This window comes from Micrococcales bacterium (assembly GCA_016703125.1).
In the GTDB taxonomy this organism is placed as follows: domain Bacteria; phylum Actinomycetota; class Actinomycetes; order S36-B12; family UBA10799; genus JADKAV01.
In genome coordinates this window covers 356,954-370,908 of record JADJCR010000002.1, presented here as the reverse complement: position 1 = coordinate 370,908, position 13,955 = coordinate 356,954, and the positions used below count along the sequence as shown (strand labels likewise).

The 13,955-nt window shown below is 68.2% G+C and carries 15 protein-coding genes and 2 pseudogenes; 8 read left to right on the top strand and 9 right to left on the bottom strand.

What is annotated here, in order from left to right:
* Positions 1-278: 278 nt before the first annotated feature.
* Positions 279-1,498, bottom strand: a pseudogene (gene dnaA, locus IPG68_03495) (chromosomal replication initiator protein DnaA).
* A 512-nt stretch (positions 1,499-2,010) separates the two neighbouring features.
* Between dnaA and rpmH the strand changes: the two are divergent.
* From rpmH to IPG68_03455, 8 genes are all read left to right on the top strand, one after another.
* A complete protein-coding gene (gene rpmH, locus IPG68_03490; protein ID MBK6762383.1) occupies positions 2,011-2,145 on the top strand; it encodes a 50S ribosomal protein L34 in 135 nt (44 codons plus the stop codon).
* A 39-nt stretch (positions 2,146-2,184) separates the two neighbouring features.
* Positions 2,185-2,460 (top strand): ribonuclease P protein component, encoded by a 276-nt coding sequence (locus IPG68_03485; protein MBK6762382.1) that lies wholly within the window; start codon positions 2,185-2,187, stop codon positions 2,458-2,460.
* On the top strand, positions 2,457-2,759 hold the full coding sequence (gene yidD / locus IPG68_03480) for a membrane protein insertion efficiency factor YidD (protein MBK6762381.1): 303 nt from the start codon (positions 2,457-2,459) through the stop codon (positions 2,757-2,759). Before IPG68_03485 ends, yidD begins: the two co-directional genes overlap by 4 nt.
* Positions 2,744-3,670 carry a membrane protein insertase YidC gene (gene yidC / locus IPG68_03475; protein ID MBK6762380.1) on the top strand — a complete coding sequence of 309 codons (927 nt, stop codon included), beginning with the start codon at positions 2,744-2,746 and terminating at the stop codon, positions 3,668-3,670. The genes yidD and yidC overlap by 16 nt, the downstream gene beginning before the upstream one ends.
* A gap of 24 nt (positions 3,671-3,694) precedes the next feature.
* On the top strand, positions 3,695-4,156 hold the full coding sequence (locus IPG68_03470; protein ID MBK6762379.1) for a single-stranded DNA-binding protein: 462 nt from the start codon (positions 3,695-3,697) through the stop codon (positions 4,154-4,156).
* 8 nt (positions 4,157-4,164) lie between these two features.
* Positions 4,165-4,740, top strand: coding sequence for a 16S rRNA (guanine(527)-N(7))-methyltransferase RsmG (rsmG, locus tag IPG68_03465; protein ID MBK6762378.1), 576 nt, complete (start codon positions 4,165-4,167; stop codon positions 4,738-4,740).
* Positions 4,741-4,846: 106 nt separating this feature from the next.
* Positions 4,847-5,653 (top strand): ParA family protein, encoded by an 807-nt coding sequence (locus tag IPG68_03460; GenBank protein ID MBK6762377.1) that lies wholly within the window; start codon positions 4,847-4,849, stop codon positions 5,651-5,653.
* Positions 5,650-6,573 carry a ParB/RepB/Spo0J family partition protein gene (locus IPG68_03455; protein ID MBK6762376.1) on the top strand — a complete coding sequence of 308 codons (924 nt, stop codon included), beginning with the start codon at positions 5,650-5,652 and terminating at the stop codon, positions 6,571-6,573. Before IPG68_03460 ends, IPG68_03455 begins: the two co-directional genes overlap by 4 nt.
* Here IPG68_03455 and IPG68_03450 read toward each other — a convergent pair.
* The 8 genes and pseudogenes from IPG68_03450 to IPG68_03415 form a co-directional block, all read right to left on the bottom strand.
* Positions 6,528-7,451 carry a D-alanine--D-alanine ligase gene (locus tag IPG68_03450; GenBank protein ID MBK6762375.1) on the bottom strand — a complete coding sequence of 308 codons (924 nt, stop codon included), beginning with the start codon at positions 7,449-7,451 and terminating at the stop codon, positions 6,528-6,530. The genes IPG68_03455 and IPG68_03450 overlap by 46 nt on opposite strands.
* Before the next feature lie 9 nt (positions 7,452-7,460).
* Positions 7,461-8,750 carry a PLP-dependent aminotransferase family protein gene (locus tag IPG68_03445; GenBank protein ID MBK6762374.1) on the bottom strand — a complete coding sequence of 430 codons (1,290 nt, stop codon included), beginning with the start codon at positions 8,748-8,750 and terminating at the stop codon, positions 7,461-7,463.
* Between the two features lie 145 nt (positions 8,751-8,895).
* Positions 8,896-9,909 carry an N-acetylmuramoyl-L-alanine amidase gene (locus IPG68_03440; protein MBK6762373.1) on the bottom strand — a complete coding sequence of 338 codons (1,014 nt, stop codon included), beginning with the start codon at positions 9,907-9,909 and terminating at the stop codon, positions 8,896-8,898.
* Between the two features lie 79 nt (positions 9,910-9,988).
* The gene (trxA, locus tag IPG68_03435; GenBank protein MBK6762372.1) at positions 9,989-10,312 is read right to left on the bottom strand and encodes a thioredoxin; all 324 of its coding nucleotides are present in this window, start codon (positions 10,310-10,312) and stop codon (positions 9,989-9,991) included.
* Positions 10,313-10,360: 48 nt separating this feature from the next.
* A pseudogene (gene trxB, locus IPG68_03430) lies at positions 10,361-11,289 on the bottom strand (thioredoxin-disulfide reductase).
* Between the two features lie 75 nt (positions 11,290-11,364).
* Positions 11,365-11,979, bottom strand: a complete 615-nt coding sequence (locus IPG68_03425) for a hypothetical protein (protein MBK6762371.1) — start codon at positions 11,977-11,979, stop codon at positions 11,365-11,367.
* Positions 11,976-12,572: an RNA polymerase sigma factor SigM gene (sigM, locus tag IPG68_03420; GenBank protein MBK6762370.1), complete on the bottom strand. Its 597-nt coding sequence runs from the start codon at positions 12,570-12,572 to the stop codon at positions 11,976-11,978. The genes IPG68_03425 and sigM overlap by 4 nt, the downstream gene beginning before the upstream one ends.
* Positions 12,573-12,576: 4 nt before the next feature.
* The gene (locus IPG68_03415; GenBank protein MBK6762369.1) at positions 12,577-13,950 is read right to left on the bottom strand and encodes a hypothetical protein; all 1,374 of its coding nucleotides are present in this window, start codon (positions 13,948-13,950) and stop codon (positions 12,577-12,579) included.
* Positions 13,951-13,955 lie beyond the last annotated feature (5 nt).

Here is a 13,955-nt window from a genome sequence, read left to right as displayed (position 1 = left end):
CCAGGGCGCACCTTGTGGCCACGCTGCGGGTTCGGCGTGGCGTCCACACGGTATACACACGGTCAGCAGCCGACACGCGGCGCAGAGGTACGCGCAGTGCCGGGAGGTGGCTGGTGGGCGGCCAGGGGACGGGACGGTTTCCCGGGGCCGCGGGGTCACTCCCACTGTCACGTAACGCGCCGGACAGGGAGTTATCCACAGGCTTTCCACGACATGGGGATACGCACTGTGACGAAGGTTACAAAGGGCTTACTGAGGGTAACGGTTGGATTACGAACTCAGGCAGATGTCTTGATCTTGTTGGTGAGGTCGGCGACCTGCTCGTAGAGGCGCCGGTTCTCGCCGATGCCGGTGCGGATCTTCCGGTCGGCGTGCATCACCGTGGTGTGGTCCCGGTTGCCGAACTCGGCTCCGATGGCCGGCAACGACAGGTCCGTCAGTTCCCGGCACAGGTACATGGCGATCTGGCGGGCCGACACCAGCATCTTGGAGCGGGAGGGTCCCTCAAGGTCGTCCATGGAGATCCCGAAGTAGGCGGCTGCCTGCACCTTGATCTGGTCAGCGGTGACGTCGCGAGCGGACTCGTGCGGGATGAGGTCCTTGAGCACGATCTCGGCGAGGTCCACGCTGATCGGCGAGGAGTTCAGGCTGGCGAACGCGGAGATGCGGATCAGCGCGCCTTCGAGTTCGCGGATGTTGGAGGTGATCTTCGAGGCTATGAACTCCAGGACCTCGTCGGAGATCTCCCGGCGCTCCTGCATGGTCTTCTTGCGAAGGATGGCGATGCGGGTCTCCAGGTCCGGTGGCTGGATGTCGGTGATGAGGCCCCACTCGAACCGTGAGCGCATCCGGTCCTCGAAGTCCTGCAGTTGTTTGGGTGGCAGGTCCGAGGTGATCACGATCTGCTTGTTGAGGTTGTGCAGCGTGTTGAACGTGTGGAAGAACTCCTCCTGCGTCTGGACCTTGCCCGACAGGAACTGGATGTCATCGACCAGTAGGACGTCGACATCCCGGTAACGGCGGTGCAGGTCCGCACGGCCGCGGTCCCGGATGGAGTTGATGAAGTCGTTGGTGAACTCCTCGGAGCTCACATAGTGCACGCGGGTGCCCGCGAAGATCCGGCGCTGTGGTGCCCGATCGCGTGCAGCAGGTGCGTCTTCCCCAGACCGGAGTCGCCGTAGATGAACAGCGGGTTGTAGGCCCGTGCCGGTTGCTCGGCGACGGCCATGGCGGCGGCGTGTGCGAACCGGTTGCTGGGGCCGTAGACGAAGGAATCGAAGGTGTATCGGGGGTTCAGTGGCGTCTCATCCTGCGCGACTTTGACCTGCGCCGATTCAATGAGGGGTTCGCTGTAGGTCGAGTCTGCGATGTCATCGGTGACTTCCTCGGGGATCTTGGGTGCGCGCGCGTGGTCCACGAGCACCTCGATCGTCACGCTGTAGCCGAGCTGGTCGGCCAGGGCCTGCTGGACGTGCGGGCGCAGTTTGGTCTCGAGCATGTCCTTGGTGAAGTCGTTGCCCGTCACCAGGACCAAAGCGTTGTCGGTCAGCGCCACCGGTTCGGTGAGGTCCACCCATGCCCGTTGGGTTTCGGGCACGCTCTGCTTGGCCCGGGTCCAGAGGTCGCCTAGATCGATCAGTACGTCCAAGAGAGCTCCCTGGCATCGTGACGGACATGCGTTCTCCACAATGTGGATAACTCATGTGGAAAATCGTGCGGACCTGCACTGCGGGGAATCAGTACTGCGGCCAATGCGCTGACGCTAATCCTGTTCGTCACCGCCTGACAACCGATTGTGCATTTCTCGGCCGTTCGATTTTCACTGGGTCGGCGTGTCGGACGATACCCGTCCGGCCCGGCGGTGTATATGCCCAACCGGCTGCGGTGGATATCCGCCGGTGACGTATGCTGGCAGGGCTGGCCCTTGTCGTGAACCGGCGTCTTTGCACGGCGGTTGTCGATGGGGGCCAATTCCACGCGCCCGCCTCACGGCTTTGGAAGGAAACACCGATGAAGCGCACTTACCAGCCGAACAACCGTCGTCGGCACAAGAAGCACGGCTTCCGCCTGCGCATGCGCACCCGTGCGGGCCGCTCGATTCTGTCGTCGCGTCGCAGCAAGGGCCGCTCCCGTATCACGGTCTGACGTGTTCCCCGGCACCAACGCCTCCACCCCCGCTCGCGAGTGCGTGCGACGATCCGCAACGGTCGGCGGGTGCGCTCCGGCGGCATCGTGGTGCACTTCGTCGCCGATGGTCGAGACGCGCACGCCGCTGTCGTCGTGGGTAGGGGCACTGGCTCGGCCGTCGAGCGCCACCGGCGCCAGCGCCAGGTGCGCCATGCCCTGGCAGGGATGTGGGACCAGCTCGGCGGTGGCTCGTACGTGGTGAGGGCGCTACCCCAGCCGGCTGACTACGACGACATCCAGCGGGATCTGCACCGGGCGATCGGGCGGCTATGACCTTTCGCAGCATCCTGCACCTCCCGGCGATGGCGGTCATCGGGCTGATCCGGTTGTACCAGCGCTTCATCTCCCCCATGACTCCCCCGAGCTGCAAATTCCACCCCACCTGCTCGGCCTACGCTGTGCAGAGTCTGCAAACCCACGGGCTGCTGAAGGGAACCGCCCTGTCTGTGGCACGCTTGGGTCGGTGCCATCCGTGGCAGCTCGGCGGGATCAACCCACCGCCTCCCGCGGGCAAGTGGCGTGCAGATGTTGACCTCGACGGAAACCCCAGGGGGGTATCATGTTCATCCTAGAGTGGCTCGAAATAGCCGTCTCCTGGATCCTCGTCACGTTCCACGCCATCCTGACTCCCATCTTCGGAGCCGCCAGTGGTGCGGCCTGGGGGCTGTCCATCGTCGGCCTGGTGATCGTCATCCGGGTGCTGCTGATCCCCCTGTTCGTCAAGCAGATCAAAGCCCAGCGCAACCTGCAGATCCTCCAGCCGCAGATGAAGGAGATCCAGCAGAAGTACGCCGGCGATCGCCAGCGGCAGTCCGAGGAGATGATGAAGTTGTACCGGGAGACCGGTACGAATCCGCTCTCCTCCTGCCTGCCGATCCTGGTCCAGGCGCCCATCTTCTTCGCCCTGTTCCGGGTGCTGCAGGGCATGGCGCAGGACAAGGCCGTGGGGGTGCTCACCCCTGAGCTGGTCGCACAGGGCCGGGAGGCGACGATCTTCGGGGTACCGATCTACGGCACCTTCCTCAACGCCAACGAGACGCCAAACCCCACGCTGACGCATGTCGTCACCTTGGTGATGATCGTCCTGATGTCGGCAACGACCTTCATCACCCAGCGCCAGCTCATCATCAAGAACACCGCGGCCGACAACCCGATCGTCCGGCAGCAGAAGCTGCTCCTGTACATCTTCCCGGTCATGTTCGCCATCGGTGGTATCAACTTCCCGCTCGGTGTGCTCATCTACTGGTTGACCACGAACCTCTGGTCCATGGGTCAGCAGTTCTGGGTGATCCGCAACAACCCGCAACCGGGGACGCCGGCATACGATGCCAAACTCAAGCGCGATGCGTCGAAGACCGCCAAGAAGGCCGGCCAGGTGGCGTCTGCCACGGGAGTGGTGATCCCCGAGGTCGTGGAGCAGCCGAAGACCCCGCCGCGCACGCAGCCGAAACGGCAATCGCGCAAGAAGCGGCGCAGCACCTAGGTTTCACGTGAAACGGAGTCGGACATGACCGAGAACCCGCTCGAGGCAGAGGGCGATATCGCCGCGGACTACCTCGAAGGCTTCCTGGACATCATCGATGTCGACGGCGACCTCGAGATGGACGTCGAGAACGGGCGCGCCATGGTGGCGATCGTGGGGGAGAACCTCGACGCCTTAATCGGCGACGACGGCGAGGTGGTCGATGCGCTGCAGGACCTCGCCCGACTGGCCGTGATGCGGGAAACGGGTCACCGCTCACGCCTGATGCTGGACGTCGGAGGCCACCGGGCCGCCCTGCGCGAGGAACTGGCCGTGCAGGGACGACGCGCCGTCGAGGAGGTGCAGTCGACCGGCGAGCCGGTCTCGCTGCCGCCGATGAGCCCGTTCGAGCGCAAGGTGGTGCACGACGTGGTCGCCGCGGCCGGACTGGTCAGCGAGTCCAGCGGGGAGGAGCCCCAGCGGTTCGTCGTCGTGCGACCCGCCTGACGTTTCACGTGGAACAACTGCAGGCGTATCAGGACCTGCTGGCGTCCACCGGCGTTGAGTGGGGACTTCTCGGGCCACGGGAGACCGACCGCCTATGGGAGCGCCACATCGACAACTGTCTTGCGGTCACCGAGGATCCAGGATGCCTTCCGCTGGACGCCACGGTCATCGATGTCGGATCCGGGGCGGGGCTACCCGGACTGGTGTGGGCCATCGCCCGGCCTGACCTGCAGATCACCGTGCTCGAGCCGCTGGAGCGGCGCACACGGTTCCTGGAACTGGCAGTGGGGGAAATCGGGATCACGAATGCCGAGGTGGTCCGGGCGCGGGCACAGGATCACCGAGGTACTGCGGAGGTGGTGACGGCACGCGCAGTGGCCACCACCGAACTCCTGCTGGGCTGGCTGGCACCCTTGGTGGCTCCCGGGGGGCACATGGTGCTGCTGAAGGGGGAGCGGGCCGCCGAGGAGCTCGCGGCGGCTCAGGGGTGGTTGCGACGACGTCACTGGCACGCCGAGGTCCGGATGGTCGGCACCCCGGCGCGCACGCGCGTCGTTCGCGTCGAACGGGACATGGTGGGGTGACGATGGAACAACGTGCGGGACTGGGATGGCCCCAGGACGCTCAGGACGGCGATGAGGACAACACCTCCTCGGCCGGCTTGGGCTGGCCGAGGACAGGGGAGGACGAATGATCGTCACGGTTGCCAACCAGAAGGGCGGGGTGGGCAAGACCACTACCGTGGTCAATCTGGCGGCCGCCCTCGCCGAGCTGGGCAAGAGTGTGCTCGTGGTCGACCTGGATCCGCAGGGTAACGCCACCACCGGACTGGGGGTGTCCAGTCGCACGGAGAATCCCGGCGTGTACGACGTGCTCATCGAGGACGTGCCCATGGCGCAGACGGTGGTGGCGGTCCCCGAGAGCCCGGGGGTCCATCTGGTGCCGGCCAGTCTCGATCTGGCGGGCGCGGAGATCGAGCTGGTGAGCATGGTGGCCCGCGAGTACCGGCTGCGGAAGGCGCTCGCGGCCTACCTGGCTGAGCATCCCACCGACATCGTCCTCGTCGACTGTCCACCGAGCCTGGGACTGCTCACCCTCAACGCACTGGTCGCGGCCGAGGACCTGCTCATCCCCATCCAGTGCGAGTACTACGCCCTCGAGGGGCTGGGACAACTGATCCGGACCGTGGAGATGGTGCGCGAGCACCTGAACCCAAGTCTGCGAATCGCAGCCATCCTGCTCACCATGACCGATAGCCGGACTCGGCTGTCCGCACAAGTCGAGGAGGAAGTCCGCGGTTTCTTCGGCGACCTGGTCCTGCGGACCGCTGTGCCGCGCTCGGTGCGGTTGTCGGAGGCACCGGGTCACGGCCGCTCCGCCGTGGCCTATGACGCTGGGTCGCGCGGGGCGCAGGCCTACCGGACCGCGGCCGCCGAGTTCCTCGGCACGACCATCGACCTCACCGACAGCGAGCAGACGGTAGAGGTGACGCCGTGAGCCGCCGGGCGCTGGGCAAGGGCCTCGGTGCGCTGATCCCCACGACCGATCCCGCCACCGCGGTGGACCTGCGCGATCCGGCCAGGGGACTGGAGCGGGTCCCCGGGGTGAGGCTGCTGGACATCGGTGTCCGGCAGGTCAGAGCCAACCCCAGTCAGCCCCGTCAGAACTTCGACGAGGAGGCACTGGCCGAACTCGTGCACTCGCTGCGTGAGGTGGGACTGCTGCAGCCCATCGTGGTGCGGCCCGTGGGCGCCGGATACGAGATCGTGGCCGGTGAGCGGCGCTGGCGCGCAGCGCAGGAGGCGGGGTGGGAGACGATCCCCGCCGTGGTACGGGAGACCGCCGACGTCGACCTGCTGCGGGACGCCTTGCTGGAGAACCTCCACCGGGTGCAGCTCAATCCCCTGGAGGAGGCCGCCGCCTATCAGCAGTTGCTCAGCGACTTCGGCGTCACGCAGGAGCAACTCGCCGACCGGCTCGGACGCTCGAGGCCGCACCTGACCAACACACTGCGGCTGCTCAGACTCCCGCCGGCCGTGCAGCGCCGGGTGGCCGCCGGGGTGCTCAGCGCCGGCCATGCCCGGGCCCTGCTCGGCCTGCAGACCGAGGAGCAGATGGAGGCGCTGGCCACCCGCATCGTCGCGGAAGGGCTGTCGGTGCGTTCGACCGAGGAACTTGTCGCCTCTGATGTGCCCAAACCACGGCGGCGGCGCCGGGCGGTCGAGAAGTCCGACCTCGCGCAGACCGTGGAGACCGCACTGGCGGCCCGCTTCGACACCTCGGTCGATGTCCGCCTGTCCGCGCGCAAGGGACGGCTGACCATCCACTTCGCCGACGCCGAGGACCTGCACCGCATCCTCGGGCTGATGGGTCAGACCGACGACACCAGTGCCGCAGCCACCGCGCCCAGCGCGTAACCGGCGGCCGCGGCCGCCTGCGGGAACAACGATGTCTCGGTCATGCCCGGAGCGACATTCGACTCGAGGAAGCACACATCGTCGCCGGTGACGATGAAGTCTGCCCGCGACCAGTGCCGCAGCCCCAGGGAGGTGTGGGCGACGACGGCGGCCTCGGCGCACCGCTGAGCAGCCTCCGCCGAGATCCGGGCGGGTACGAAGAACTCGGTCTCCCCGGCGGTGTACCGGGCGGCGTAGTCGTAGATCCCTGACCGCGGCTGGATCTCCACGGCGGGCCAGGCCTGCGGGCCGTCGCCGAGATCCACGACGGACACCGCGACCTCGGTACCGGTCACGTACTCCTCGAGCATCGCGGAGTCGCCGTAGGCGAAGGCAGCGACCATCGCGGGGGGCAGTTCCTCGCCGGTCCGCACCAGGGTCGCACCCAGCGCCGACCCGCCACGGGTGGGCTTGACCATCAGGGGCAGGCCCAGCCGGTCCAGGATCGCTGCCATGACCCCCTGTGCACCGAGGTCCCGGAAGATCCCGTGGGGCAGCGAGAAGCCGCGCGGCACGGCCACCCCGCGGTCGGCCACGATGCCTTTGGCGATGGCCTTGTCGAAGGTCTGCCGGCAGGCGACCGGCCCGCTGCCCACGTAGCGGATCTCCAGGGCCTCCAGAACGTCGGCCAGGGAGCCGTCCTCACCGGCGGCACCGTGAACCAGTGGGATGACCACCTCGGGCGGGTCGGACTGCAGGGCCGGCAGCAGAGCGGCGTCGACGTCCAGGACGCGGACCTCATAACCCTCCCCCCGCAGGGCTTCGGCCAGCCGCCGCCCCGAGCGCAGGGAGACGTCGCGTTCGGCGGACAGACCGCCGGCCAGCACGACAACCGACATCGCGTACCTCTAGGCGAGATCCGGGCTCGGCGTGGCCGGCCCGGGGGGAAGGTGGACGGGGGCATTGCCGAAGGTGCGGGTCAGTTCCAGTTCCGACTCGATGACGCCGGCCAGCCGCCGGACCCCCTCGCTGATGCGATCGGCGGTCGGGTGGCAGTACGACAGGCGCATCGAGTCCCGGCCCTGCCCGTCGACGTAGAAGCCGGTCCCCGGCACGTAGGCGACCAGCTGGGACACTGCGCGCGGCAGCATGGCCGTGGCGTCGATGCCCTCGGGCAGCGTCACCCAGGAGTAGAAGCCACCACTGGGCACCGTCCAACTGGTTCCGGGCGGGAACATCTGCTCCATCGTGCCCAGCAGTGCGTCTCGCCGCTCGCGGTAGAGCTCGCGGAAGGTCTTCACCTGGTCCATCCACGGCTGGGTCCGCAGGTACTCCGAGACGGTGAGTTGGGCGAAGTTGGACGGGCACAGGATCGCGGCCTCCGCGGCGAGCACGAGCTTCTCGCGCACGCCGTGCGGCGCGACCGCCCAGCCCACCCGTAGCCCGGCGGCGATCGTCTTGCTGAAGGATCCGAGGTAGATCACGGATTCGCTGTCCATGGCCCGGATGGCCTGCGGGACCTCGCCGTCGAAGCCGAGCAGCCCGTACGGATCGTCCTCGAGCACCAGCACCCCCGCCTCGGTGGCGATCTGCAGGATCTCCTCGCGGCGGCTCTGGTCCTGGGTCACGCCGGCAGGATTGTGGTAGCTCGGGATGGTGTAGATGAACTTCACGCGCGCACCCTCGGCACGGCAAGCTGCCAGCGCTTCGCGCAGCGCCTCGGGCACCAGACCCCCGGAATCCATGGCGACATGGCGAACGTCCACTTGGTACGAGCGGAACACCCCCAGCGCTCCGACGTAGGAGGGGGCTTCGACCAGGATCACGTCCCCGGGGTCGCAGAACACCCGGGTGACCAGGTCGAGCGCCATCTGCGAGCCCGCCGTGACCACGATGTCGTCGGGATGTGCGCTGACACCGACCGGTGCCATCACCTCACCGATCTGCTCGCGCAGGGTCTGGTCGCCCTGGCCGTTGCCGTACTGCAGCGCCACCGACCCCTGACTGATCAGCAGGTCGTGCACCGTTTGCGCGATCGCCTCCATGGGCAGGGCGTCCACATAGGGCATCCCGCCGGCCAGGGACACGACCTCCGGCCGCGACGCCACAGCGAAGAGTGCGCGGATCTCCGAGGCGGTCATCCCCATCGCCCGTGCTGCATAGGCATCGATCCACGGGTCGAGTCGTGATCCCGTCATGCACCCACCTCCGGTCTGTCTCTACCATGCCTGTCGTGGCCGACAAACAATCCTCCCGGGTCCTTCTTCGCATTCTCGCCCTCGCGGGCCTCGGCCTGCTGGCAGGTTTCGTCCTGGCGGGTCTGCGCCCGCACAGACGCCAGGTCTAACGACTCGCCACCGGCGGACTGAAGAACGCCCGGATGGCCGCGGCGATGCTCTCGGCGATCTCCTGGCGGGTGTGCGGGTCGGTCAAGCGGGCCCGGTCAGCAGCGTTGGACAGGTAGCCGACCTCCAGCCGCACAGCGGGCATGCGCGTCATCCGCAAGAGGTCCCAGGTCTTGGCGTGCGTGCTGCAGTCTGCCAGTTCTGTGCGCTGCACCACGTGTTCCTGCAGGATCTCGGCAAACTCCCGGCCGAGCATCGAGGCCGTGCGGGAACTGCCGTAGTAGTAGGTCGCGGCCCCGCTGCCGCTGCCGGAGGGCTCCCAGTCGCAGTGCAGGGAGATCACCAGGTCCGCCCCCACCCGGTTGGCGAAGACTGCCCGCTGCGCCTCAGTGGACGGAGAGGCGTGGCGCACCCCCAGTGGCCGGGTCAGCAGGACCTGGATGCCCACGGCGGACAGCCGGCCCTCGAGCCGGGAGCAGATGTCGTCGATGACCGATTGCTCGGTGAGGTCCGGCACCTCCCGCCCCGGGTCGTTGCCCCCGTGACCGGGGTCGATGACGATGACCTTGTCACCAGTGCCGGTCTGCAGACGGGACAAGGCCTGCTGGTCGCGCAGTTCCTCGGGCGCCCCGCCGCTGACGGTGCGGTTGAGCCGGTCCAGGGCACGCAGGGTGTCCGGGCCGCACACCCCGTCGGGCTCCAGGCCCACGTTGCGCTGGAAATCCCGTAGCGCGTGGTCGGTGGACGGCCCGAAGATGCCGTCCACCCGTCCGGAATCGAATCCCATGTCGGTCAACCGGCGCTGGAGAGTCAGGGCGTCCTCACCGATCAGCATGTGGCCGGCGCTGTAGGACAGGACCCGGTCCCCGAGCCGCCAGCGGACCTCCTCGAGGCGGCGGAACGTCTCCGGACCCACGATCCCGTCAACGGTCAGGCCCTGCTGCTGCTGGAAAGCGCGCACGGCAGCATCCATCGCGTTGTCGAATCGCGCTGGAGTGCCTGCTGGCAGCATGCCCAGCCGGATCAGCCGCTCGCGAACTTCCGCGACGACCGGCCCGGTGTCACCGACACGTGCCACGGGTGTGCTTTCGCTACTTCAGGTAATCGCTCAGGTCTGCGAGGAGGGCAGCCTTGGGCTTGGCGCCGATGATCTGCTTCACGACCTTGCCGCCGGAGTAGACGTTCATCGTCGGGATCGAGGTGATGCCGTACTGGGCGGCGATCGAGGGGTTCTCGTCGACGTTGAGCTTTGCCACGACGACCTCGTCGTGCTCGCCGGCGAGTTCCTCGAGGATCGGGGCCACCATGCGGCACGGCCCGCACCACTCCGCCCAGAAGTCGACGATGACGGGCCTGTCGCTGAGCAGGACGTCGTCGGCAAAGGTGGCGTCGGTCACGATCTTGGTAGCAGACATGGGTCTCCTTACAGGTTGCGTCAAGCCTATGGTGCGGGGGCGGGGGCGTCAGTGACCGGCCAGGTAACGCTCGGCGTCCAGCGCGGCTGCACAACCGCTGCCAGCGGCGGTGATCGCCTGGCGGTACGTGTGGTCCACCAAGTCGCCGGCGGCGAACACCCCGTCGACGTTGGTGCTGGTGGTGCGGCCGGACACCACGACGTACCCTTCGTCGTCGAGGTCGATCTGGCCCTTGACCAGTCCGCTGCGGGGGTCGTGCCCGATCGCGACGAACAGGCCGGTGACCTCGAGTGTGGACTGGTCGCCGGTCACCCGGTTGCGCAGTTCCAGCCCCGAGACCTTCTCCTCGCCGATCACGTCGACGACCTCGGAGTTCCACACCACCTCGATCTTGGGGTCGTTGAGTGCACGCTCAGCCATGATCCGGCTGGCGCGGAACTCGTCGCGGCGGTGGACGATCGTGACCTTCTCGGCGAACCTGGTCAGGAAGGTGGCCTCCTCCATGGCGGAGTCCCCGCCACCGATCACCGCGATGTGCTGTCCCTTGAAGAAGAAGCCGTCGCAGGTGGCGCACCAGGAGACGCCATGGCCGGACAGGCGCTTCTCGTTGGGCACCCCGAGTTCGCGGTACCCCGACCCCATCGCCAGGATCACCGCGCGCGCGCGCCAGACGGTACCAGCGTCGTCGGTGACGGTCTTCACTCGCCGGACAACTGCACGTCGACGGCGTCCTGCGTGAGGATCTGCGCCCCGAACTTCTCAGCCTGGGCACGCATCGCCAGCATCAGATCGGGGCCCTGGATGCCCTCGGGGAAGCCGGGGTAGTTCTCGACCTCGGTGGTGTTCATCAGTGCGCCGCCGGCGGTCACCGCACCTTCCAGCAGCACCGGCTCGAGTTGCGCCCGGGCGGCGTAGACCGCGGCGGTGTAGCCGGCCGGGCCGGAACCGATGATGATCACTTCACGGATGTCGCTCACTGGTGATTCTCCTTGCTTCCTGGTGGGCACAACCAGATACTCCGGGCGGGTATTCCCACCAGGCGGCCGGCCCCTCTAGAGGGTAGCCGTGGAGGCGTCCACGTCATAGACCATATGCCGGATGACTACGGCGTCCGACGATCCGCAGACCGGGGAGACCACCCAGATCTCCTCGTACTTCGTGTCCGCGGGGTAGGAGGTGACGATCACCACGGCGGCGCGATCGTCGTACGAGCCGGTGTCCACCGCCAGAACCCGGCCGTAGGCGTCCACTGCGTCTGCACAGGAGACGATGCCTGCGCTGGAGTCGGCGAACGTGTGCGTGGGGGCGCTGGCGGCGGGCGCGTTCAGGAATCGCTGCCGCAGCTGGTCTGCGAAGTCCGCGGGCTCGTAGATGGCCCCGGCCCGGATCACTGGGGGGCCGTCGGTGCCCGGTTGTCCCGCTGGTGCGATGGTCCAGGCAAGCAGCATCGCGATGCCGGCAGCCGCCGCGGCCACCAGCAGTCCGCTGAGCCGGCGCCGGTGCCGGGCTGTGAAGGGCACCACGGTCGCTGGGCCGGGATCGCCGCCGGTGCTGCGAAGACGGACCTCGTCGGCGAGGCGTGCGGTGATGGCCGAGGCCACCTCGTCGGGGATCGGGGGCTCGGGCAGGGCGGAAAGGCGCGCGCGCACCTCGTCCTCGCCGGTCATGTCCCGCCACCTCCCTGCTTCTCGGGTAGGACGCCGGCCTGCCCATCGGGGTTCCGGACCGCGCTGAGCTGTTTGGCCAGCTTCGCCCGCCCGCGCGAGCAGCGGCTCTTCACGGTGCCGGGCGGGCATCCCAGGATCACGGCCGTTTCGTCCACCCCGTAACCCTCGACGTCCACCAGCACAATGGCCGCCCGCTGGTCGTCGGGCAGCGAGGACAGCGCCTTCTCCAGTTCGATCTGCAACTCGCGGTTGGCCATGTCGTCGCCTGTGTGCGCGGTCTCGTGGAGCGACTCGATCCACGTGGTGGTCGGTTTGTTGCGCCGCCGGCGGTGCTGGTCCAGGCAGGCGTTGACGACGATCCGGTGCAGCCAGGTGGTCACGGCCGCCTCGCCGCGGAAGGAGGCGGCCCGCCGGAACGCCGCGACCATGGCGTCCTGCAGGGCATCCGCGGCGTCGTCGGGCCCCCCGGCGGTGCGCAGCGCCACCGCCCACAGCCGGTCCCGGTGGCGGCTGAACAGCACACCGAAGGCGTGCGGGTCACCATCCACATGGGCCTGCAGCAGTTCGGCGTCGGAGTACTCGTCGCTGATCATGGGGTCACCCGCTGCGCACGACGATGGACCGCACGCCGCCGCGGTAGTCGCCGTCGATCCAGGGCAACCGGGTGAACCAGACCACGACGTAGCGGCCGGACATGGGCCGCGGCGAACGCAGAAGGATCCGGGTTCCGGCCCCGGACACCCGCGCGAACGTGCGGTACCTGGCGGGTTCGGCGAACCGCTTGTTCCCCAGCAGCACCTCGACGTCGCTGTTGGCCCCGACGAGTTTGAGGTCCACGGAGGTGATCTGGCGGGGTGCCCCGAGATCGACGGTCATGCCGACGCCGGGTTTGCCGCCCAGGTAGGGGTCGTAGTACACGACGGTGGTCCAGGCGGTGATGGGGTCGCGATCGATGGCGAACCGCACCGCGGATCCGTTCTCGCCGTCGACTCCGTACGGGTCGTAGTCGTCCACCTTGACGATGGGCAGCCGGTGCTCATCCGGCGACGTCGCCGGAACCAGCGTGGCCAGGCCCTGCGCCCGCGGCTGGGCGGTGACCGGGTCACCGGACCGGTTGGCGGCGTCGGCAAGGCCCATGACCACCGCCCCGCCGCCCAGCACGGCCACGACTGCGGTCCCCAGCACCCGGGTCCGGCGGCGGCCGAACACCGGCGCGTGCGGCGGCTGCCACAGGTCGGATGCCTCGTTGCGCATGTCGGCGGCCACGTCGGCGGCACTGCTGTACTCCCCGTTCCAGCAGCGCTCGATGACCTGCCACAGGCCGGCGGGCACGTTGGCGATGAAGCGTTGCGGGGGCACGGGCGCGCCGTCCTGCTGCGGTGCCACGGGCAAGCCGGTCTCGGCCTCGAACGGCCAGCGTCCCGTGAGGCAGCAGTAGAGCAGCGATCCCAGACCGTGGATGTCCGCGGCGACCGGTTCGAGGTCGGGGTCCGGACCGTGCAGACCGGCGTCGAGTCCGAGTCCGCGGACCCGCACCGAGCCGTCGGGCAGCAGCATCAGGGAACGGGGCCGCAGCCGGCCGTGGCTGACGCCCTGTGCGTGTGCCGAGGCGATGGCCCGGGCCGCCTGGGCCACCGTGGTGGCGGCCCCGTGCGCAGTCATCGGCTCCTGCAGGAACTCCGGCAGGGCGATGGCCGGGATCCATTCACAGATGATGACCAGTTCCCGGTCGGGCTCGGGACCCACGACGTCCAGGACGTTGACGAATCTGCGGTCGGTGATGTGGGCCGCGGCGATCGCGGCTTGCTGCACCTCGGGAAGGCGTGGGACCGAGGCGTCCACGATGCGCAGTCCGACCGTGCGACGCAGGCGGTTGTCGTAGGCCCGCCACAGCGCGGACACCGGCGTGCGGGACACGAGGTCCAGAAGTTCGTAGCGCTCCCGCCACGGCCTCGAAGCACCCTCGGTCACACTCC